Origin of the sequence: Acidaminococcus sp. HCP3S3_H5, assembly GCF_052122235.1 — a bacterium.
Lineage (GTDB): Bacteria > Bacillota > Negativicutes > Acidaminococcales > Acidaminococcaceae > Acidaminococcus.
Genome location: NZ_JBQKCS010000001.1, coordinates 382,024 through 402,289, shown reverse-complemented (window position 1 = coordinate 402,289; position 20,266 = coordinate 382,024). Strand labels below are relative to the sequence as shown.

Annotated in this window: 22 protein-coding genes, 1 other RNA gene and 1 riboswitch; of the genes, 20 read left to right on the top strand and 3 right to left on the bottom strand. The window is 56.6% G+C overall.

Going from position 1 to position 20,266, the window contains the following annotated elements:
• Window positions 1–28: 28 nt before the first annotated feature.
• Window positions 29–1,039 (bottom strand): NADH:flavin oxidoreductase, encoded by a 1,011-nt coding sequence (locus ACTQY5_RS02040; RefSeq protein WP_441368706.1) that lies wholly within the window; start codon window positions 1,037–1,039, stop codon window positions 29–31.
• A gap of 126 nt (window positions 1,040–1,165) precedes the next feature.
• Window positions 1,166–1,402 carry a hypothetical protein gene (locus ACTQY5_RS02035; RefSeq protein ID WP_308664232.1) on the bottom strand — a complete coding sequence of 79 codons (237 nt, stop codon included), beginning with the start codon at window positions 1,400–1,402 and terminating at the stop codon, window positions 1,166–1,168.
• 222 nt (window positions 1,403–1,624) lie between these two features.
• On the opposite strand from ACTQY5_RS02035, the gene ACTQY5_RS02030 reads away from it, so the two are divergent.
• Both ACTQY5_RS02030 and ACTQY5_RS02025 read left to right on the top strand, forming a co-directional pair.
• Window positions 1,625–3,091 (top strand): C69 family dipeptidase, encoded by a 1,467-nt coding sequence (locus tag ACTQY5_RS02030; protein ID WP_288174251.1) that lies wholly within the window; start codon window positions 1,625–1,627, stop codon window positions 3,089–3,091.
• A gap of 85 nt (window positions 3,092–3,176) precedes the next feature.
• Window positions 3,177–3,569, top strand: coding sequence for an ArsR/SmtB family transcription factor (locus ACTQY5_RS02025; RefSeq protein WP_022486719.1), 393 nt, complete (start codon window positions 3,177–3,179; stop codon window positions 3,567–3,569).
• A gap of 4 nt (window positions 3,570–3,573) precedes the next feature.
• On the opposite strand, the gene ACTQY5_RS02020 is transcribed toward ACTQY5_RS02025, so the two are convergent.
• Complete coding sequence (locus ACTQY5_RS02020) at window positions 3,574–4,470, bottom strand: AraC family transcriptional regulator (protein WP_022486718.1); 897 nt, start codon at window positions 4,468–4,470, stop codon at window positions 3,574–3,576.
• A 164-nt stretch (window positions 4,471–4,634) separates the two neighbouring features.
• Here ACTQY5_RS02020 and ACTQY5_RS02015 point away from each other — a divergent pair, with 164 nt between their 5' ends.
• The 18 genes from ACTQY5_RS02015 to ACTQY5_RS01930 all read left to right on the top strand — a co-directional run bounded on the left by ACTQY5_RS02015 (window position 4,635) and on the right by ACTQY5_RS01930 (window position 20,262).
• Complete coding sequence (locus ACTQY5_RS02015; RefSeq protein ID WP_022486717.1) at window positions 4,635–5,855, top strand: Zn-dependent hydrolase; 1,221 nt, start codon at window positions 4,635–4,637, stop codon at window positions 5,853–5,855.
• An 8-nt stretch (window positions 5,856–5,863) separates the two neighbouring features.
• Complete coding sequence (locus ACTQY5_RS02010; protein WP_441368705.1) at window positions 5,864–7,030, top strand: amidohydrolase; 1,167 nt, start codon at window positions 5,864–5,866, stop codon at window positions 7,028–7,030.
• 15 nt (window positions 7,031–7,045) lie between these two features.
• The gene (gene dpaL, locus ACTQY5_RS02005; protein ID WP_353844381.1) at window positions 7,046–8,248 is read left to right on the top strand and encodes a diaminopropionate ammonia-lyase; all 1,203 of its coding nucleotides are present in this window, start codon (window positions 7,046–7,048) and stop codon (window positions 8,246–8,248) included.
• Between the two features lie 153 nt (window positions 8,249–8,401).
• Window positions 8,402–8,659: an HPr family phosphocarrier protein gene (locus ACTQY5_RS02000; RefSeq protein WP_012938187.1), complete on the top strand. Its 258-nt coding sequence runs from the start codon at window positions 8,402–8,404 to the stop codon at window positions 8,657–8,659.
• Window positions 8,660–8,671: 12 nt separating this feature from the next.
• Window positions 8,672–10,306 (top strand): phosphoenolpyruvate--protein phosphotransferase, encoded by a 1,635-nt coding sequence (ptsP, locus tag ACTQY5_RS01995; protein WP_441368704.1) that lies wholly within the window; start codon window positions 8,672–8,674, stop codon window positions 10,304–10,306.
• A gap of 16 nt (window positions 10,307–10,322) precedes the next feature.
• Window positions 10,323–11,048 (top strand): hypothetical protein, encoded by a 726-nt coding sequence (locus ACTQY5_RS01990; protein ID WP_022486713.1) that lies wholly within the window; start codon window positions 10,323–10,325, stop codon window positions 11,046–11,048.
• A 9-nt stretch (window positions 11,049–11,057) separates the two neighbouring features.
• Window positions 11,058–11,768 carry a tRNA (adenine(22)-N(1))-methyltransferase gene (locus ACTQY5_RS01985; RefSeq protein ID WP_022486712.1) on the top strand — a complete coding sequence of 237 codons (711 nt, stop codon included), beginning with the start codon at window positions 11,058–11,060 and terminating at the stop codon, window positions 11,766–11,768.
• A complete protein-coding gene (locus ACTQY5_RS01980; RefSeq protein ID WP_279127516.1) occupies window positions 11,743–12,561 on the top strand; it encodes a Nif3-like dinuclear metal center hexameric protein in 819 nt (272 codons plus the stop codon). Before ACTQY5_RS01985 ends, ACTQY5_RS01980 begins: the two co-directional genes overlap by 26 nt.
• Window positions 12,562–12,573: 12 nt before the next feature.
• Complete coding sequence (locus tag ACTQY5_RS01975; protein WP_022486710.1) at window positions 12,574–13,497, top strand: 3'-5' exoribonuclease YhaM family protein; 924 nt, start codon at window positions 12,574–12,576, stop codon at window positions 13,495–13,497.
• 34 nt (window positions 13,498–13,531) lie between these two features.
• An RNA gene (rnpB, locus tag ACTQY5_RS01970) (RNase P RNA component class A) lies at window positions 13,532–13,873 on the top strand.
• A gap of 15 nt (window positions 13,874–13,888) precedes the next feature.
• The gene (gene trxA / locus ACTQY5_RS01965; RefSeq protein ID WP_308664228.1) at window positions 13,889–14,233 is read left to right on the top strand and encodes a thioredoxin; all 345 of its coding nucleotides are present in this window, start codon (window positions 13,889–13,891) and stop codon (window positions 14,231–14,233) included.
• Between the two features lie 18 nt (window positions 14,234–14,251).
• Window positions 14,252–15,193 carry a glycosyltransferase family 2 protein gene (locus ACTQY5_RS01960; RefSeq protein ID WP_022486708.1) on the top strand — a complete coding sequence of 314 codons (942 nt, stop codon included), beginning with the start codon at window positions 14,252–14,254 and terminating at the stop codon, window positions 15,191–15,193.
• A 41-nt stretch (window positions 15,194–15,234) separates the two neighbouring features.
• Window positions 15,235–15,357: riboswitch (cyclic di-AMP (ydaO/yuaA leader) on the top strand.
• A 22-nt stretch (window positions 15,358–15,379) separates the two neighbouring features.
• Complete coding sequence (locus tag ACTQY5_RS01955) at window positions 15,380–16,078, top strand: C40 family peptidase (RefSeq protein WP_022486707.1); 699 nt, start codon at window positions 15,380–15,382, stop codon at window positions 16,076–16,078.
• Window positions 16,079–16,499: 421 nt separating this feature from the next.
• Entirely contained in the window at window positions 16,500–17,042 is a 543-nt protein-coding gene (locus ACTQY5_RS01950; protein WP_441368703.1) for a flavodoxin family protein, read from the top strand.
• A 28-nt stretch (window positions 17,043–17,070) separates the two neighbouring features.
• Complete coding sequence (locus tag ACTQY5_RS01945; protein WP_288311535.1) at window positions 17,071–17,841, top strand: SDR family NAD(P)-dependent oxidoreductase; 771 nt, start codon at window positions 17,071–17,073, stop codon at window positions 17,839–17,841.
• 209 nt (window positions 17,842–18,050) lie between these two features.
• Window positions 18,051–18,524 (top strand): UPF0236 family transposase-like protein, encoded by a 474-nt coding sequence (locus ACTQY5_RS01940; RefSeq protein ID WP_441368731.1) that lies wholly within the window; start codon window positions 18,051–18,053, stop codon window positions 18,522–18,524.
• An 801-nt stretch (window positions 18,525–19,325) separates the two neighbouring features.
• Window positions 19,326–19,754, top strand: coding sequence for an FKBP-type peptidyl-prolyl cis-trans isomerase (locus ACTQY5_RS01935; protein WP_022486706.1), 429 nt, complete (start codon window positions 19,326–19,328; stop codon window positions 19,752–19,754).
• A 13-nt stretch (window positions 19,755–19,767) separates the two neighbouring features.
• The gene (locus tag ACTQY5_RS01930; protein WP_022486705.1) at window positions 19,768–20,262 is read left to right on the top strand and encodes a hypothetical protein; all 495 of its coding nucleotides are present in this window, start codon (window positions 19,768–19,770) and stop codon (window positions 20,260–20,262) included.
• Window positions 20,263–20,266 lie beyond the last annotated feature (4 nt).

Below are 20,266 nucleotides of genomic sequence, written 5' to 3'. Positions count from 1 at the left end.
ACATGAAGCTGGAAGGACAAACCCTTTGCTATTCTTCCAATATCTTCCGGAACACCTGATGGTCTTTCAGGGCGGCCCGGCCCAGGCCTATGAGATCGGCCTGACCGGTGGCCAGGAAATGTTCTGCCTGATCTCCTGTGACGATGCCTCCGGTAAGGAGCACCGGGATCCGGGCCGTTTCTTTGGCGGCCTGGGACAGTTCTGCAAAATAACCGGGTTCCGGGTGGCCGGGACGGAAAAAGATGCACAGGCCGCCGGACAGGCTGATGCCGTCCAGGCCTTCCTGCTGCAGCAGTTCCACAGCCTGGGGCAGTTCTTCCGGCCGGGAGCCGCCTTCCATGTAGTCTCCGCCTCCCAGCCGCAGGGTCACCGCAAAATCAGCCGGGACGGCGACCCGTACAGCCTGGATCACTTCCCGGAGATAACGGGTACGGCCTTCCAGGGTGCTGCCGGTATAGGCATCCGTCCGTTTGTTGGTAAGGGGAGAATAGAACTGGTTCAGCAGGTACCCGTGGGCAGCGTGGATCTCCACTCCGTCGTAGCCGGCTTCCCGGGCCCTGAGGGCGGCCGCGGCAAAGGCGTCCCGCACCCGGACCAGGTCTTTTTCCCCCATGGGACGGGGCAGTTCCGGCTGGCCGTAGGCGGAAGCGGTCCGGGCCGGGTTCAGGACGGCACTGGGCCCCAGAGGCTCCTGTCCTGTCAGGGCCTTATGGGCTGCACTGCCTGCATGGCTCAGCTGGGCCAGGATGGGGACATGGTGCTGGTGGACGGCGGCGGTGATCCGTTTCAACCCGTCCAGATCTGCCCTTTCATCAAAGGCAATTTGATGGACACTGGCCCGGCCTTCCGGAGCAACGAAGCAGTGTTCCTGGATGATCAGGGCTGGCCCGCTCTGGGCCATATCTCCATAATAATCCACAAGGGCCTGTGTCACCTGGCCCTTGTCCGATTTTTCCGTAGCCATGGGAGGCAGCACCAGACGGTTCTTCAGGGTCAGGGAACCCAGGGAGATGGGCTGGTGGAGCAGGGGATGGTTCATGAGAAAATCCCTCCTGTAATTAATTTATATACAATTGCCATTATACAGGGGAGACAAAGGAAAAGCAAGGGGCAGTGGCCATAGGGAATCAGTTCAGCAAATTGATTTTGGATTGGAATAACCTTTTTACTTGCAGAGATTGATGAACAGGGTAATGATCAGCGTCTTGCAGATGTTGATGAAAACTACGGTGATCACCGGAAGGATGAACCAGCTGCAGCTGCCGATCAGGTCCACTTCCTTCATGTTCAGATTCAGTTGATAATGATCCATGATGTTCCGGAAGAGCATGCCCCCAAACAGGCACCCCACGTAATAGGGAAAGGTGACTCCGGTCAGTCGGGTCAGGACATACCCGATCATCCTGTGAGATTGCATTCCCCAGGTTAGCTTGGTATAATAAAGGGAAAGCGGCAGGGAAGGACCTGCAGACAGGGAACATCCATGAAACAGCATAAATTCTGGGCCTGGGCCACGGTTTTCGCCTTTGCCATGACCATGCACACCGGTATGAAGAAAAATAAAAGGAAAGGGGGCTGCTGCAAGGGCGACAGCCCCCTTCTGTATACGAAAGGAGACGGAACAATGCCTTGTACCACATTATTAGTAGGAAAGAATGCAACCGTTGACGGATCCACCATGATGGCCCGGAACGAGGATTCTCCTTCCGGACAGTTTACCGCCAAGAAGTTCATCGTGGTCCGGCCGGAGGACCAGCCCCGGCACTACAAAAGCGTGATTTCCCAAGTGGAAATCGACCTCCCGGACAATCCTCTGCGCTATACGGCCATGCCCAATGCCCAGGCCACGGAAGGGATCTGGGGAGAGGCGGGGATCAACGCCGCCAATGTGGCCATGACGGAAACGGAAACCATCACCTCCAATCCCCGGGTATTGGGGGCGGATCCTCTGGTGCCGGGAGGCATTGGCGAAGAGGACCTGCTGACCCTGGTGCTGCCCTATATCCGGTCTGCCCGGGAAGGGGTGCTGCGGCTGGGGAGCCTGCTGGAACAGTACGGCACTTATGAGATGAACGGCATCGGGTTCCAGGATGTGAATGAAATCTGGTGGCTGGAAAGCATCGGGGGCCATCACTGGATTGCCAAACGGGTGCCTGACGACGAGGCGGTGGTCATGCCCAACCAGCAGGGCATCGATTTCCTGGACCTGGCGGACGCCCTGGACCAGGGAAAGGACAACCTGTGCTCCCGGGATCTGGCGGAATTCATTGAAGACAACCACCTGGATCTGACCCTTGCGGAAGACCGGGAAGGGCCGGTGGCGGAAGATACGGCCTTTGACTGCCGGTCCGCCTTTGGCAGCCACGATGATGCGGACCATACCTACAACACACCCCGGGCCTGGTACATGCTCCGGTGCCTGACTCCCTTCAGTGTCCAGTGGGAAGGACCGGAAGCGCCGTTCCATCCGGAAGACGACGATCTGCCCTGGTCCGTGGAACCGGACCGGAAGGTGACCGTGGAAGACGTGAAATACATCCTCAGCAGCCACTACCAGGGGACTCCCTACGATCCTTACGGCCACAAAGGGGACGGGAGCCTTCGGGGGAAATACCGTCCCATCGGCATCAACCGGACCAACTTCCTGGCTCTCACCCAGCTGCGGCCGGACCTGCCGGAAAACCGGCGGGCCGTGGAATGGATCGCCGAAGGATGCAATGTGTTCAATGCCTTTGTGCCTTTCTACACCAATGTGGACAAGACCCCGGACTATCTGGCGGTTACGGGAGAAGAACCGGATTCCAATCAGTTCTATTGGGCTAACCGACTGATCGGGGCCCTGGCCGATGCTCATTTCGGCGCCTGCGCCAATCTGATCGAGCGTTACCAGAACAAAGTGGCCGCCCGGGCCCATGCCCTGCTGAAGGAAGGAGACCGGGGAGAAGCCGGAGAGAATGTAAGCCGGTATCTGGAAGCCCGGAACGAAACCATGGCCGCCATGGCCAGAGAAGAGACCAAGAAAGTCCTGGGCCAGGTCCTTTACGCCGCCAGCAACGGAATGAAGAACGGATTTGCCCGGTCGGATGCGTGAGCCCCGGCCTGCGACCGGGGGGTGAATTCTTTCACCCCCTTTTTTATGTTATAATAATCCCAACAAGACTATTGGAGGAATCGTTATGTCAGCGGACCAACTGCCCCACAATCATGGAGAAAATATCAACTACATCCTGAAAGATCTGCCGGAAAATGCCAATTTTTCTGCGGTGTCCGGGCTGTTCAGCAGCCTGGCGGACGCCAACCGGATCAAACTGTTCTGGTTCCTGTGCCACATGGAAGAATGTGTCATCAACCTGTCTGTCCTGATGCACATGAGCAGCCCGGCTCTGTCCCATCATCTGAAGATCCTCCGGGAAAACGGCCTGATCATCAGCCGCCGGGCCGGCAAAGAAATGTACTACAAAGCCGCCAACACCGAGGAAGTCCGGCTCCTCCACCACATGATCGAACTCCTCATCGACATCACCTGCCCGGAGCAGGAGGGAAAGCAGACAGTAAAGAGTGAAGAGTAAAGAGTCATGAGCGCTTTTTCTTCCGGTACTGGAAGGGTGTACAGTGGAACTGCTGACGGAAAGCTTCTATGTAGTAACTGGGGGAGCTGAACCCACAGTTTTCTCCAATTTCACTGATGGACTGGTCGGTGGAATCCAGCAGTCGGACACTCTGTTCCAAGCGCAGTTCCCGGAGATAGGCAAAGATGGATTCTCCCGTGAACCGTTTGAAGATGCGGCAGCATTCGCTTTCTGTATAGGATGCATAAGCAGCTATTTGAGCCAGGGTGATTCTTTCCCCATAATGGGCTGTCAGGTAGCTGAGGATCCGCTGGGCCACGGTATTGGCCCGGGACCATTTCCGTGTCCGGAAATCATCCGATGGATGGTGGCAGAGAATGGCGGCAAAAATTTCATAGACCCGGGCTGTGGCAAGAAGTTCCCAGCCCGGTCTTTTTGTTTCACTTTCCTGGTAGATTTCACGGATTTTCTGGAGCACATCCGCCTGCCAAGGATCCTTTCGATACAGGGGCCGGGCAGTCAGTACAGGATCTGAGAGGGCTGGAAGCACATAGTCTTGTTCCAGTACAGAACCGGGAAATCCGCAGAGCAGCCGGGGATGGATATCCAAGCAAATGTAGCCTGCATCCGGATTTCCCAGAGGGCGGGCCATGTGGAGATAACCGCTGTTGATGAAAATGCCATCTCCGGTCTCAAGCTGACAACTGGCTTCGTTGACGGAAAAAGTCACAGTACCCTGGACTACGGCGCAGAACTGCAGTTCTTCATGCCAGTGCAGCCGGGTATAACCCAGTACATTGCGGCTTAGAATGGAATTGTAGACAGCCATGGGAAATCCATGGGTCCCGTGGCGGGTGGATTCCCGGTTTCTGGCATCCACTGGGATGTTGGTGACCTGCATGGAAAAACTCCTTTCGTCTGAAGAAGATGGATTTGGTTCCAGTATAACAGACTTTTCAAAAAACGCAATTTAGTGATATTTTTCATCAGGATTCGCATAGAATCCCTTCTAGGGATTTCTTATAATGAAACCATCAAGAAAGGGAGTCCAAGGAGGTATACAGTATGGAAATCAATGGAAAGCGTCTGATGGAACATATCAATACTTTGGGAAAAATCGGCATTGGAGAGGATGGCAGGCGGATCCGGCTGGCGGCCAGTGATACCAATCGGCAGGGCCGGGATCAGGTAGCAGCATGGATGGAGGAAGCCGGTCTCCAGGTAGTGGTGGACCGGATCGGGAATATCTTCGGCATCTGGGAAACGCCGGAAAACAAGGGAGAAACTCCCATGATGGTGGGGTCCCACATCGATACGGTGATCAATGCCGGTCAGTATGACGGCTGTCTGGGGGTGCTGGCTGGCATCGAACTGTGCCAAACCCTCCAGGAACAAGGGGTCCGTCCCAAGCATCCTCTTGTAGTGGGAGTGTTCACCAACGAAGAAGGGGTCCGGTATTCGCCCGATATGATGGGCAGCCTGGTGTACGCAGGGGGACTTTCCTGCGAAGAAGCCCTGGCTTCTGTAGGCACAGATGGGACCATCCTGGGGAAAGAACTGAAGCGGATCGGATATGGGGGTACCGTGGAACCCGGGTTCCTGAAGCCCTTTGCCTTTCTGGAACTCCACATCGAACAGGGCCCCATCATGGATGTGGAAGGGTACGATATCGGAGCTGTAGAAAATCTCCAGGGCATCCACTGGCAGCAAGTGACCATCAAAGGAGCCGCCAACCATGCAGGGACTACGCCCACACGGCTCCGCCACGATGCGGGCCTGGCTGCGGCCAAAGTCAATGTGTTCTGTCGGCAGATGGTGGAAAAATCCGGCGGGGTGTGCACCATCGGCACCATGGCCTACCAGCCCAATGCGGTGAACGTGATCCCCAGTGAGGCGAAATTCACCATCGACCTGCGGAATCCGGACAAGGCCAGATTGGATGGAGATGAAGAGATCCTGGCTGCCTATCTGGAACAGCTGGCCCAGGAAGAGGGCGTGGAAATCACCGCCAAACGGATGACCTGTTTCGATCCAGTGCCCTTTGATGAAGGAATTTGTCAGAAAGTGGAAAAAGCCGCTGCTGCCCGGAACTTGAAATGCCGCCGGATGGTGTCCGGAGCCGGTCAGGACGCCCAGATGATGGCTCGGATCTGTCCCACCGCCATGATCTTTGTACCCAGCGTCAAAGGCATCAGCCACAATCCGGCCGAATACACCCCGGACCAGGCCTGCATCAACGGGGCCAATGTGTTCTTGGATGTGGTGCGGGAAATGATCGGGGCATAAGAAAGGGGATGGGAGAGAGGATTGAAATGGATTTCAAAGAACAACTGACGGCTTGGCGCCATTATCTCCATCAGCATCCGGATACGGCCTTTGAGGAAAAAACGGCTCCCCAGCTGGTTGCAGAACAGATGCGGGCCTGGGGGATCCAGGTGGAAGAAGGCATCGGCAAGACCGGAGTGGTAGGCACTCTCCGGTGCGGGAACGGCGGAGGCTGTATCGGCATCCGAGCGGATATGGATGCTCTGGATATCACGGAACGGAGCTGCCATGACCATATTTCCCTGTGTCCGGGGAAAATGCATGGCTGCGGTCATGACGGCCATACGGTGATGCTGTTGGGAGCGGCCAAACTGCTGGCGGATCGGAAAAATTTCAATGGCACGGTCCGCTTTATCTTTCAGCCGGCAGAAGAACCAGGCCGGGGTGCCCAGGCCATGATCGATGACGGGCTGTTCGAACGGTTCCCCATGGATGAAATCTATGGCCTCCACAATGCGCCTTTCCTGCCGGCCGGGACCCTTTCCACCCGGGTGGGGGGCATGGCTGCCAGCGAAGATGATTTTTCCTTCACCATCACTGGAAAAGGGGGCCATGCTTCTTCTCCCCACGAAGGAAATGATCCACTGGCTTCTTTCGCAGAAATTTATCTGGCACTTCAGACCATCGTCAGCCGGAATGCGCCGCCCATGCGTCCCGTGGTGATTTCCTGTACGGAAATCGAGACGGATGGGGCTCACAATGCCATCCCCACCACCGTGACGGTACGGGGAGATGCCCGGACTACAACACCGGAAGACCAGCAGTTGGTGGAAAATCGGATGCGGGATATTGTGGAGGGAATCTGCCGGATGAACCACGCCCAGTGCAGCTTTGCCTACACCCATGAGTTCTTTCCTACGGTCAATGACGCTGGATGCGTCCAGCATGCGGTGCGGGCTGCCCAGGCGGTGGTGGGAGAAAAACGGACTTTTGGAGACTGTGAGCCATGGATGGCGTCGGAAGACTTTGCTGCTTTCCTGAAACATGTGCCTGGTTGTTTCCTGCTTTTGGGAACTGGAAAAGAGAAAAGCGGAAATGTCTCTCTTCATCAGAATATCTATGACTTCAATGATGATGTATTGGCAACAGGAGCAGAATTTTGGGCCGAGCTGGTAAGACTACGGCTGGCAGCATAAGAAGGGAGCATGACCATGGAGAACGAAATCAAGATCGTGACCCGGAAATCCAGCGGGAAATGTCAATGGGACGGGCTTTTTACCCGGCAGGCAGCAGAAACGGCCCGGAACTTCCATCGGACCATCCCAGGATATGCGCCCACGCCCCTGGTGGATCTGAAAGGATTGGCAGAACACCTGGGGTTGGAGGCGTTCTATGTGAAAGATGAAAGCTTCCGGTTCGGCCTCAATGCCTTCAAAGGACTGGGAGGCAGTTTCTGCGTGGCCCAAGTCCTGGGAGAGAAACTGGGGATTCCCATAACAGAAATGACTTTTGCCCGTCTCCAAGATCCTGCAGTCCATGCAAAGATCAAAGATCTGTGCTTTGTGACGGCCACCGACGGGAACCATGGCCGGGGCATTGCTTGGACCGCCCACTGCCTGGGAGTGAAGAGCCGGGTATTCATGCCCAAAGGAAGTTCTCGGGAAAGACTGGAGAACATCCGGGCTTTGGGCAGCGATGCCTGTATCACGGAATTCAATTATGATGATACGGTACGCCATGCTGCCCGGGTGGCGGAAGAAACCGGCGGAGTACTGGTCCAGGATACCGCTTGGGAAGGATACGAGACCATTCCCGGGTGGATCATGGAAGGGTACACCACCCTGGCCCTGGAAGCGGCAGAGGCTCTCTCTCAGCCGCCCACCCACATTTTCCTCCAGGCGGGAGTGGGGGCCATGAGTGGGGCTCTCACCGGATTCTTCGCCGATTATTACGGCAGCCGGAAGCCGGTGATCACCATTGTGGAACCCAATCGGGCGGACTGCATTTTCCGTACGGCTGCTGCCGGGGATGGGAAGCTCCATACTGTGACTGGGGCATTGGACACCATTATGGCCGGATTGGCCTGCGGGGAACCCTGTACCTTGGGCTGGGGGGAACTGGCAGCTCATGCCGAGCACTTCGCTTCTGTTCCTGATTGGGCAGCGGCCCAGGGCATGCGGATCCTGGGTGCACCGGTCCCCGGGGACTCCAGAGTGATTTCTGGGGAAAGTGGAGCAGTGACCAGCGGCTTTGTCTGTGAATTGTATCGGAACAAAGAGCTGGAACCTCTGAAAAAGGAACTGGGCCTGGACAAAGATTCCCGGGTCCTGTGCATCAGCACTGAAGGCGCTACGGATCGGGAGAGCTACCGGCGCATCGTCTGGGACGGAGCCTGGGGAAAACCCTGCAGTTGATGCACCTGACCACCTGACCACATTGGCGGGGCGCCGGGCCTGCCCCCCTGACCGCATAATTCCTTGCCCCCGTCCTCCTGGGACAGGGGCGCCTTTTTATGATATAATAAAATATAAGTATCCATTTTTTTCAATTTCAAGGAGGTCATTCTCATGATTCAATTTACGTATACCATCCAGGATCCTCAGGGTATCCATGCCCGTCCCGCCGGCATGCTGGTAAAGGAAGCGGCCAAATTCCAGTCCAAATGCAGCGTGGCCGGCAACGGCAAGACCGGGGACCTGAAACGGATCTTCTCCCTGATGGGCATGGGGATCAAAGCCGGCATGGAACTGACGGTTTCCGTGGAAGGACCGGATGAAAAAGAAGCGGCAGCCGCTCTGGAAGCATTCCTGAAAGCCAATCTGTAAGGAGGACTGTCCATGAAGCTTGTACAAGGGAAGGGAGCCTCTGCCGGGGTTGCGGCAGGGCCCATCCTGGTAAAGCCGGCAGGCCGTCAGCCGGAGATCCGGCTGGACACCTGTCTGGATCCCCAGCAGGAACTGAAACGGCTCCAGGCTGCCCAGCAGCAGGTCATCGAAACCCTGGAAGGGCTGAAGGAAAAAGCACGGCAGCAGGTAGGGGAAGAAGAAGCCGGCATTTTTGAAGTCCATCAGATGATGGTCCAGGATCCGGATCTGTGTGACACCATTACAGGTCTGATCCAGGAAAACCACATGACGGCGGAAGGGGCGGTCCGGGAAGCGGGCAGCCAGTTCGCCGCCATGCTGGAAGCCATGGACGATGAATACATGCAGGCCCGGGGGGCCGATGTGCGGGCGGTGTGCGGCCAGCTGGAAGATGCCCTGGCCCAGGGAAGCCGGAGCTGGACGGAACTTCTCACCCAGCCTTCCATTATCTGCGCCGACGACCTGACTCCCAGTGAAACCCTCCAGCTGGACAAATCCCTGATTCTGGGCTTTGTGACCAGCGGAGGCAGCGCCAACTCCCACACCGCCATCCTGGCCCGGACCATGAAAATCCCTGCCATCGTCCATACGGGAATCACCCTGGACGAAGACTGGAACGGTACCCTGGGAGCCCTGGACGGGGGCACCGGGAATTTCTGGCTGGATCCGGAACCCCAGGTGCTGGAAGCCCTGAAGGAAAAACAGCAGCAGCACCGGGCGGCGGAAGATGCCCTGGAACAGTTCCGGGGGAAACCCACCTGCACTGCCGACGGCCGGACGATTGCTTTGTACGGGAACATCGGCCAGCCGGAAGACATCGACCTGGTGCTCCAGAACGACGGGGAAGGGGTAGGCCTGTTCCGCAGTGAATTCCTCTATCTGGGACGGGAAGACTATCCCACGGAAGACGAACTGTTCGAAGCCTACTGTACCGCAGCCCAGGAACTGGAAGGCCGGAAGCTGATCATCCGGACCCTGGACATCGGGACGGACAAAAAAGTGGGTTATTTCCAGCTGCCGGAAGAAGAGAATCCGGCTCTGGGGTTCAGAGCCATCCGGATCTGCCTGAAGCGGCCGGAAATCTTCCTGACCCAGCTCCGGGCCATTCTCCGGGCCTCTGCCTATGGGGAAGTGGCAGTGATGTTCCCCATGATCGTTTCCGCAGAGGAAGTGAAGGCGGCCCGGGCCCTTCTGGAACAGGCGGCAGCCAGCCTCCGGGCAGAAGGGATCCCCTTTGACGAAAAGCTGGAAGTGGGGATCATGGTCGAAACGCCGGCGGCGGCCATCATCAGCGACGACCTGGCCCGGTACGTGGATTTCTTCAGCATCGGCACCAACGATCTGACCCAGTACACTCTGGCGGTGGACCGGCAGAATGCCAGCCTGGAAGAACTGGGGAAGGCCAGCCACAAGGCGGTGCTCCGGCTCATCGACCTGACCATCCGGAACGGCCATGCCGGGGGCTGCTGGGTGGGCATCTGCGGAGAAGCCGCAGCGGACCCGGAACTGATCCCTTATTTTGTAGCCATGGGTGTGGATGAACTGAGCATGTCCCCCGGGAAGATCCTGGGGGCCCGGAAGCTGATCAGCACCCTTCGGGCGGAATGAGAAAGGAGGCGGACCGTTGATCGATCTGGATTTGAAACAGGCGGCGGACAAAGCCATTGCCCTCCAGCCGGATAAACGGGTCCTGCCTTTCCTGTACCAGGACCAGGCCCTGTTCATCAAACGGAAACTGTCCAACCACCGGAACGCCTTTGCCAAACAAAGTGTGGAAGGGGCCTTCTGGTGCGAGGTGTACAAAATCATGACGGTGAACCAGTATTTTCCCCTGGCACCGGAAATCGTCCTGCTCCAGGATGACTATTTTGTCATGAAAGCGGTGGGCAAGACCCTCCAGGGGGTGGCCAAGGAAGCCCCCTGGAAGGACTGCCGGCTGGAAGCCTACCACAAGGCAGGGGAAGCCCTGGCGAAACTCCACCAGATGGGGCTCCACCATGGCCGGCCGGCTCTCCGGGACATTGCCTATGACAAGGAACAGGACAAGATCACTTTCCTGGACTGGGAAAATGAAAAGCGGTTCATCGACGCGGACCCCCGGGTGCTGGATCTGTTCCTGTTCGTCCACAGCTGTTTCCGGGAAAAGAGCTGGAAAGACAGGAGTCTGTTGGAAGAAGCCATGAAAGGCTACTGCAACAGTCCGGCGGGACGGGAAATCCTCCGCCAGGCCAAGGCCCTTATCGGCAGATACAAAACGGCTTTTGCTCTGTGCGAAAAGCTCCGGTGCTTCGGCTGGCGGGACGTGACCAGCCTGGATGATGCCCGGAAGTTCATCCTGGAACGGGAGTAAGGAGAAACCATGCATTTTGGACCTCGATTGGAGGCAGTGGCGGCCCTGGTGCCTCCTTGCCGGACCCTGGCAGATGTGGGCACGGACCATGCCTACCTGCCGGTACTGCTGCTCCAGGAAGGAAAAATTGAGCAGGCCATTGCCGGGGATGTGGTCCCCGGTCCCTGTGAGGCAGCCCGGCACACGGTTCGGCAGTTCCATCTGGAAGAACGGATCGCCGTGCGCCAGGGCAGCGGCCTGACCGTGGTGGCCCCGGGCGAAGTGGAAACGGCTGTTATGGCAGGCATGGGGGCGGAAACCATGCTGCAGATTCTGGGGGAAGCCCCGGAGGTGTGGCAGCATCCCGCCTTCCGACATCTGGTGCTCCAGCCCATGAGCGATTCCTGCCGGCTCCGGCTTTGGGCGGAAGACCATGGCTGGGCGGTGGTCCGGGAGGAGCTGGTCCGGGAGGGAAAGCGGCTTTACGAACTGCTGCTCCTGGAACCTTCCCCGGGCTGGAAATATCCTGGCAGCTGCCGGGAAGTGGGGGATGATCTGGTCCGCCGGCATCATCCCCTGCTGGCAGAATTCGTGGCGGAAAAGAAAAAGAAGATCCAACGGCTGCTGACCCAGATGGACCGGAGTGAGCGGGCCCGGGCCAGCCGCCAGTACAAGGAATATGAGACCCTTTGGAAACAACTGGAGGAAATTGACTGTGGAAACGGAAGAAATGGAAAGTAAGGAAACCACCGTAACGGACATTTGTCTGTTCATGAACCAGCTGGCCCCTGTAGCCTATGCGGAAAGCTGGGACAACCCGGGGCTGCTCCTGGGACATCTGGCCCAGCATGTGCACAAGATCCTGGTGGCCCTGGACCTGAGCCCGGAAGTGGCGGAACAGGCCATCGAACAGGAATGCGATATCATCATCACCCACCATCCCTATTATTTCAGCCTGCCCAAGACCCTGGCGGTTACGGACACCAAGATGGAAGTGCTCTATGAGCTGATCAAACACGATGTGGCTCTTTATGCGGCCCATACCAACCTGGATGCGGCCAAAGGCGGGGTCAATGATGTGCTGGCCGCCCGGCTGGGTCTGGAAGATGTAACGGAAATCCCCCGGAAGGACTGCCCGGAACAGGGTCTGGCCCGGATCGGGGTGCTGGCCGAACCGATGGAACTGAAGGCTTTCGCTGCCAAGGTCCGGGATGACCTGGGTGCGGAACACCTGACCTTTGCCGGCGGGGAAGAACCGGTTTACAAAGTGGCCGTAGTAGGCGGCAGCGGAGCCGACTTTATGGAGGATGCCCTGGCGGCCGGTGCCGATACCCTGGTTACCGGAGATCTGAAGTACCATGTGGCCCAGAAGGCCCTGAACCTGGGTCTGAATGTAGTGGACGGCACCCATCAGCTTACCGAGAGCCCGGTGATCGACAAGCTGGAACAGGTGCTCAACACCTGGCGGGATGAATCCGGCCGTCATTTTGAAGTGATCCGTGCCGAAGAAGAACGGATCCTCCAGACGGTGTAAGGGGCGGCTGTCATGATCCGAGATCTGCAGTTGGGGAATGCCATGGAACAACCCTGCCTGGTCCGCCTCCAGAAGGTGGGCACCTCCTCCAACGGCAAGCCTTATGCCAAGGGGCTGCTGGAAGACAACAGCGGCTGCATTCCCTTTATCTGTTTCGAAGCCGGTCCCATTGGCCGGCTCCGGACCATGGAGGCCCCTTCTCCCTATATCATCGGGGGAAAGGTGGATGTGAACAAATATTCCACCACCATGGCCTACCAGGTGATTGTCCAGAAGGTCCAGGCGGTGACGGAAGAGGACGATCTGTCCAATCTGCTGCCCAGCGGCCACATCGATCTAGAAAAATACAAGACAGAATTTCAGGCCTTTATGGGCCGGATCCAGGATGACGGCCTCCGGGAACTGGTGGAAACCCTGTTTTCCGGGAATACCCTCCGGCAGTTCTTGAAGAATCCGGCGGGAATGCGGCTCCACCATGCCTATGTGGGCGGGCTGCTCCACCACACCGTGTGCGTCACCCGGCTGGCCGTGGCCATGGCCGGGGCCATCGGGAACGTGGATCTGGACCTGGTGATTGCCGGGGCCCTGCTCCATGACCTGGGAAAGATCCGGGAAATCTCTTCGGATCTGGGATTCCCCTATACCACCGAAGGCCGGCTCATGGGCCATATTTCCATTGGAGCCATGGCCGTGGACCGGGCTGCCCGGAAGATCCCCGACCTGTCGGCGGACCGGCGGGAACGGCTCCTCCACATCATCCTCAGCCATCACGGGGATCAGGACAAAGGATCCCCGGTGGTGTGCGTCACCAAGGAGGCCTTCATCGTCCATTATGCGGACGAAGTGGATTCCATCATGAATCAGTTCCACGAAAAAGAACGGAGCGAATCCTGGGAATACGACAAAATGTTACAGCGGTACCTGTGGAAGGTTTGACGGATTGACCAACCTATGGTATCATTTCATCCAGTGAGTGCGGAAAGATAATCGCGGCAGCCTTTGTGCTGATGAGGAAAGTCCGAGCTCCGCAGGGCAGGATGCTGGATAACGTCCAGTGGGGGCGACCCTAAGGAAAGTGCCACAGAAAATAAACCGCCGGCTTTGCCGGTAAGGATGAAACGGTGCGGTAAGAGCGCACCAGCGGTCAAGTGATTGGCCGGCTTGGTAAACCCCATCCGGAGCAAGACCAAATAGGGAAGGGATGAAGCGGCCCGCTGATCCTTCCGGGTAGTGTCGCTTGAACCTGCAGGCAACTGCAGGGCTAGATAAATGATTATCGTTGACAGAACTCGGCTTACTGAGCACTCACCTTTTTGAAAAATACCTTGTGCGGAAGCACGAAGGAGGAAATACCATGGAAATGATGCATATTGGCAGCGCAGACGCTTTTGACAAACTGATCCAGGATGCAGGCAAACCGGTACTGGTGGACTTCTGGGCCACCTGGTGCGGTCCCTGCCGGATGCTGGCTCCCGTTATCGAAGACCTGGCAGCAGAACATCCGGAAGTCCAGTTCGCCAAACTGGATGTGGACCAGGTGCCAGACGTGGCCATGCGGTTCAACGTATCCGCCATCCCTACGGTGGTGCTGTTCAAGGCCGGCAAGGAAGTCCAGCGCTTTGTAGGGGTTGAACCCAAAAGTGCCTACGAACAGGCTTTGGCCGTTTTATAACGGAAAGGAAGACAATGCATGAAAAAGATCTCTTTTGTCGTGCCTGTCTTCAATGAAGAGGAGAATATCCACGAGTTTTACAGGCGCCTTACGCAAGTAATGGCGCCTTTGCCGTATGATTACGAAATCCTGTTCATTGACGATGGTTCCAAAGACCGGACCAGCCAGCTGATCCGGGAACTGGCAGAGAAGGATCCCAATGTCCAGGGGTATGTGTTTGCCCGGAATTTCGGCCACCAGCTGGCTCTGACCTGCGGTCTGGACCAGTCCACCGGGGACGCGGTGATCTCCATGGACGGGGATCTCCAGCACCCGCCGGAAATGGTGCCGGAACTGCTGAAAAAATGGGAAGAGGGCTTCGAAATCGTCCAGACCGTGCGGAAAGCCACGGAAGACGCCACCTGGTTCAAAAATATAACCTCCCGCTTATACTACAAGCTGATCAATTCCATGAGCGAAGTGCGGATCACCCCTGGGGGCAGCGATTTCCGGCTAATGGACCGGAAGGCGGTGGATGCCCTGAACCGGTTCCGGGAACGGGCCCGGTTCATCCGGGGGATGGTGAACAATCTGGGGTTCCGGTACACCACCCTGGAATTTGTGGCACCGCCCCGGTTCGCCGGCCATTCCAAGTTCAATCTGCGGAAAATGCTCCGGTTCGCCCTGGACGGGATCACGGCTTTTTCCCGGGTGCCCCTGCGGCTGGCCCTGTATGTAGGGTGCATTGCAGGGCTGGGGAGCATCCTGCTCATCGGTCATGTCATTTATGTGAAATATATTATCCAGGATGCGGTTCCCGGGTGGACCACCCTGGCAGCGGCAGAGTTCTTCCTGGGAGGTGTGGAGCTGATCGGCATAGGGATCGTGGGAGAATATGTGGGCCGGATCTTCGATGAAGTGAAACAAAGACCTTTGTATATTATTCGTGAACATATCGTGAAAAGTGGTAACAGCCAATAGACAGCGAATAAGAGAATTGTTATAATTAGAACCGGCAAAACTAAATAAAAAAGCCGAATCACAGCAATGTGAACGGGGGAACCAAAGTGGGGTTAATTTCTTCGGAATAGGGCATCTCGACCCGCACCCGGCAGCTAACTTCGTAGGCGTAATCGAGAGGATGTGTTTATTATATTTAGGAGGATGATGCTTGGCGTAGTGCTGGCAGCGGCAACCACCGCAGCAGTGGCACTGCCTGCGCAGAACGTTTTTGCCAGTTTCAAACAGGGTCAGTCAGGACCGGAAGTGGCAGCCATCCAGGAACAGCTCCTGATGGAAGGCTACGATATCGGGATCCCTGACGGGGTCTATGGAGCCCGTACCGTGGCTGCAGTAAAGAAATATCAGGCCAGCATGGGTCTGGCAGCAGACGGGGTCATCGGGAACTTCACCTACAAAAAGCTCATGGGCAGAGAAATGCCCACCCACCGTACGCTGAACACCAACCGGGGCTATGGCAGCAGCTATGGTTACGGCAGCAGCACGGCCAGAGAGCTGATCAGCACCGCTTACGACTATGTGGGCGTGCCTTATGTATTCGGGGGGACCACTCCCTGGGGCTTTGACTGTTCCGGTTACACCCAGTACGTGTTCCGGCAGATGGGGATCGAAATCCCCCGGACAGCGGATGCCCAGTACTATGCTTTCCCGAAAGTTTCTTCCAGCGAGCTGGAACCGGGAGACCTGGTGTTCTTTGAAACTTATGAACCGGGCCCTTCCCACTGCGGCATCTACATCGGCAACGGTCAGATGCTCCAGGCAGGGAGCAGCACCGGTGTCACCGTATCCAACGTATTCAGCGGATATTGGGGCGCAAGATATATCGGAGCGGCAAGAGTCCTCTAACAGCCGCTTACCCGTCAGGGATGATCCCTGACGGGTGTTTTTTTTGTATGGAGAACATCTGCCGGTGGCAGATGGCTTTACATGGAAACGCAGCTCCATCGGCCGCCGGAAGTTGACAAAAGCCGCCGGACTTACCGGCGGCCTTTTCCTACCTTGTCCTGTCTGCTGGTGGGGAGGAAGTAAGGAGCAGGGAAGGGCGTACCCCGGCTGCCCAGAAGCCGATATGTTCAAAGGCGGATGCAGCGGTGCAGGTGCGTCCCTCTTTTTTTTTTTGAACAATGCAAAAAACGTATCCATAAACATGAATTATAACAATTAGCAATGGATACCTATCTGTGTTACACTGGTCCCTGTAAGAAACACAGCACCTTACCCTGGATTCCGGGGCGGGAAATACGCTGGAGAGACAACAGGAGGTCATATGAGCAAAGTACTTGTAATCGGGACCAGTCTCCGGACTGGAAGCAACTCTGACAGATTCGCGGAAGAAGTGGTCCGGGGAGCCAAAGCCGCCGGCCATGAGGTGGAATGGGTGACGCTGAAGGGAAAAGAAATCCATTTCTGCACCGGGTGCTTCGTCTGTCTGGAAAACCATCAATGCATATTCCATGACGGGGCTGCGGAAATTGCGGAAAAGGTCCGCCGTGCCGATACCCTGGTGTTTGCTACTCCTATTTACTACTATGAAATGAGCGGCCAGATGAAAACTCTGCTGGACCGGTGCAATCCGCTGTTCGGATCCGATTACCAGTTCAGGAAGGTGTATCTGGTGTCTACTGCGGCAGAGGATGCTCCTCATATGCCGGAGAAGGCACTGTCCGGGCTCCAGGGCTGGGTGGACTGCTTTGACCGGGCAGAACTGGCAGGTTCTTTCTTCTGTGGCGGCGTCAATGATGGGAAAGAAGCAGAAACCCGGGAAAAGGATCTGGCCAGAGCTTATGACTTTGGAATGAAACTGCAATGATTTGGACAAGATAGGGAGGAAACAATCAATGGATGCAAAGATGCTGGAGGGAAAAGTGGCCATTATCTCGGGAGCCAGTTACGGTATGGGCTTTTCCATGGCTGAGGTGTTTGCCCGGGAAGGGGCCAAAGTGATCATGACTGCCCGTGGCCAGGAAAAATTGGGAGCGGCGGTAAAAGCGCTCCGGGACAAAGGATATGAAGTAACCGGAGTGGCGGCGGACAACAAGAATCTGGAAGATGTACAGCGGGTATTCCAGATGGCATTGGAAACCTACGGAGATCTGGATGTCGTCATCAACAACGCAGCCATCGGGGAACAGAAGATGATCGATGAAACCGATGATGAATGGCTGGAATATGTGTACCAAACCAATGTGTTCGGACCCTTCCGGTTCATAAGGGAAGCCCTGAAAATCTTCCTGCCGAAAAATGAAGGGTGCATCATCAATATTTCTTCTGTAAACGGGACCCGGCCTTTTTGTGGAGCTTCCTATACTTCCTCCAAAGGCGCCATCAATACGCTGACCAAGAATGTGGCCATGCGGCTGATCGATACCAATATCCGGATCAATGCGGTGGCTCCCGGATCCACCATTACCCCGGCTCACCTGGCCAACAAAGCGGGCAAGCAGCCGGGAGGCGCCAAAATGCTGGAATACAGCAAGCATTTTGTGTATTTCCCGGGACCGGAATGTGAACCGGAAGATCAGGCCAATGCCTGTCTGTTCCTGGCATCGGATATGGGAAAACATGTCAAAGGACAGGTCATCCAGGTCTGCAACGGTGCATTCCTGTAAGGAATGGATTTGATTGGCTGGATGGGATTGTTCCATTGTACCAGCAAATACGGTCGTCAAGAGGCCGATAAGTTTAAAACCAGATGGGGGAGCATCTGATCTCCAACGCCCATTGACAATCGACAATTGACCGCTGACAAAGGCCTCCGGACCAACCGGCGGCCTTCTTAGTGTAAAATAGTTCTCGGTAAAAGGTTTGGAAACACAATCTGGAAGACGTCCGCTGCTGCCTGGACATGCTGGAAGGAGAAACCAGCAACGCCGACGAGGAAGAGAACGTTAGGAAACTGCGGGTTTACCTGGAGCGGAACTGGGAATACCTGACGCCCCTGGCAATGCGGGAAGGACTGGAAGAGTACCAGAAAGGACTGGGAACATGTGAGAGCAACCATCGGACGTACACTTACCGGATGAAGAAGCAGGGCCGGCGCTGGAGCAAAGACGGCGGTCTGGCGATGGTCGAGGTGATCAGTGGTTTGAAGAACGGAGACCTGGAGCAGGCCCTGGCAGGGGACTTGTACGGTATGCTGCTGAAAAACCGGAAAGAGTACCGGAATGCTGTGCGGGAAGCCCTGAAAAAAACGCTCTTTGTCCCTCACGTAGGTGTCCACCAGTGCTGCATTGCCAATTACGGACCCAGAAGCAGTCCCATGGGACATTTGGCCGCAGTACTGAACTGGTGATAAGGACGGTCCCAAAGTCCGCCCTGTGAGGGGCGGGGGACCATCCGCAAGGATGGTGGTGGGGGCATCGGCGACAGCCGATACTTCGCAGGACCGGCAGACAACAATGGAGTGTACGGATAAGAGCAAGGCCTCAGGGTTTGCAGTTTCCATTGTTGTATCCCTGGAAAGTGTGACCGTACCCCCGCCAAGGTATTCGGTCCTTTCAGGACCTCATGCCCCCACCACCGGGCAAGCCCGGTCCCCCGCCCCTGCAGGGCGGACTTGGCCTCCGGCCTTGCTGGTACTTTGTGCGGGTATACGTCGATTCTTCGGGAGCCGGGAGGGCAGGCCCAGGAGGAGTCGGCGGGACAACATCGGGTGTTGTCGCTCCTGGGGTGGAGCACGCGGGCGATAGGGTCTGGCTTCCTGGTCCGTAGCCGCTGCCTTTGACCATCAGGGCAAGGCGATAGGCTGTGAGCCTCCCGCCAGGGACGAACGGGTCTGCCCTCCCGGCGGAGAGTCCTCGCGGGTGTATGGGTATAGAAGTTTTTGCCCTCTGGGCGGCCGGAACGGGTTTGCCTGCGGCGAAACCCCTACGTCGTCGACCTCAAAGCAACGATAAAAAATTTTAACCCCATTTCTAAATAACTATACGGCGATGAAGGATTCACCGAGAACTTGTTGACACATACCATCGGCCGCCGGCCGTTGACAAAAGCCGCCGGACTTACCGGCGGCCTTTCTTGCCATTTACTTTCCCCGTCCAGTACGGTACAATTAACACGATTGACTATAAAAACTGACAGAATGGAGAAAACCATGAGCAACGAAAACAAAAAAGTCAAAGTCCATTACGAAGGCACCCTGAACGACGGGACCAAATTCGATTCTTCCTATGACCGGGGCGAGCCTTTGGAATTCGTGGTCGGGGCCGGCATGATGATCAAGGGGTTCGATGATGCGGTCCGGGATATGGCTGTAGGGGAAGTGAAGAACATCCACCTGATGCCGGAAGAGGCCTATGGCCAGCCCAATCCCCAGAACATCCTCACCGTGGAAATTGCCAAGATGCCCGGTTCGGAAAACCTGGAAGTGGGCCAGCGGGTGGCCCTGGGCACCCCCAACGGCCAGCAGATCCCGGTACGGGTTACGGAAAAGACCGAATCCACCATTACCTTCGATGCCAACCACGAAATGGCCGGCAAGGAACTGAATTTCAAGATCGAACTGGTCGAGGTGGAAGGGTAAAAGGAGGATTCTCATGAACCCTTTGTATTTCCTGGAACACCAGTTCTTCCCGGCTGTGGTTTATCCGGATCCGGAAGGGAAGCAGATCAGTCCTTTCCTTTTGGGGAATGCTTTTGGAACCCTGTGTGCCAGTGTTCTGGCGGATCTGCCGGAAACCGGAGACGAGAACGAAAGGTTCTATCAGGAAGAGGACTTCACCGCGGAAGGACTGGAGATCCGCAATGAACATACGGGGCACCCCCAGTTCTATGTGCTGCGGATGCATTTTCCCTTTGAAGCGGGTTGGAACTTCAACACTCTGTGCCCCCGGGCCTACCTGGTCCACGGGCTCCAGGGAGAAAATCCCCGGTATTATACGGTGGAATATGACGCCAATACCATGGGGTATATGCTGTGCAGCTGGGACGGAGAAGGGAACCACACCAATTTCGGCCCGGTGGACCTGGGAGAAGACCCGGAACTGGCCACGATCCTGAAACGGGAGAAGGGGAGGGCCGCTGACCATTGACAGC

Bases quoted from the DNA above. Each gene is read 5' to 3' on its own strand.
- ACTQY5_RS01975 (WP_022486710.1), top strand. From the start codon at position 12,574: ATGATCCGAGATCTGCAGTTGGGGAATGCCATGGAACAACCCTGCCTG.
- ACTQY5_RS01960 (WP_022486708.1), top strand. From the start codon at position 14,252: ATGAAAAAGATCTCTTTTGTCGTGCCTGTCTTCAATGAAGAGGAGAAT.
- ACTQY5_RS01935 (WP_022486706.1), top strand. From the start codon at position 19,326: ATGAGCAACGAAAACAAAAAAGTCAAAGTCCATTACGAAGGCACCCTG.
- ACTQY5_RS02035 (WP_308664232.1), bottom strand. From the start codon at position 1,402: ATGATCGGGTATGTCCTGACCCGACTGACCGGAGTCACCTTTCCCTAT.
- ACTQY5_RS01945 (WP_288311535.1), top strand. From the start codon at position 17,071: ATGGATGCAAAGATGCTGGAGGGAAAAGTGGCCATTATCTCGGGAGCC.
- ACTQY5_RS01930 (WP_022486705.1), top strand. From the start codon at position 19,768: ATGAACCCTTTGTATTTCCTGGAACACCAGTTCTTCCCGGCTGTGGTT.
- dpaL (WP_353844381.1), top strand. From the start codon at position 7,046: ATGGAGAACGAAATCAAGATCGTGACCCGGAAATCCAGCGGGAAATGT.
- ACTQY5_RS02025 (WP_022486719.1), top strand. From the start codon at position 3,177: ATGTCAGCGGACCAACTGCCCCACAATCATGGAGAAAATATCAACTAC.
- ACTQY5_RS02010 (WP_441368705.1), top strand. From the start codon at position 5,864: ATGGGAGAGAGGATTGAAATGGATTTCAAAGAACAACTGACGGCTTGG.
- ptsP (WP_441368704.1), top strand. From the start codon at position 8,672: ATGAAGCTTGTACAAGGGAAGGGAGCCTCTGCCGGGGTTGCGGCAGGG.
- ACTQY5_RS01985 (WP_022486712.1), top strand. From the start codon at position 11,058: ATGCATTTTGGACCTCGATTGGAGGCAGTGGCGGCCCTGGTGCCTCCT.
- ACTQY5_RS02020 (WP_022486718.1), bottom strand. From the start codon at position 4,470: ATGCAGGTCACCAACATCCCAGTGGATGCCAGAAACCGGGAATCCACC.
- ACTQY5_RS01950 (WP_441368703.1), top strand. From the start codon at position 16,500: ATGAGCAAAGTACTTGTAATCGGGACCAGTCTCCGGACTGGAAGCAAC.
- ACTQY5_RS01955 (WP_022486707.1), top strand. From the start codon at position 15,380: ATGCTTGGCGTAGTGCTGGCAGCGGCAACCACCGCAGCAGTGGCACTG.
- ACTQY5_RS02000 (WP_012938187.1), top strand. From the start codon at position 8,402: ATGATTCAATTTACGTATACCATCCAGGATCCTCAGGGTATCCATGCC.
- ACTQY5_RS02015 (WP_022486717.1), top strand. From the start codon at position 4,635: ATGGAAATCAATGGAAAGCGTCTGATGGAACATATCAATACTTTGGGA.
- ACTQY5_RS02040 (WP_441368706.1), bottom strand. From the start codon at position 1,039: ATGAACCATCCCCTGCTCCACCAGCCCATCTCCCTGGGTTCCCTGACC.
- ACTQY5_RS02030 (WP_288174251.1), top strand. From the start codon at position 1,625: ATGCCTTGTACCACATTATTAGTAGGAAAGAATGCAACCGTTGACGGA.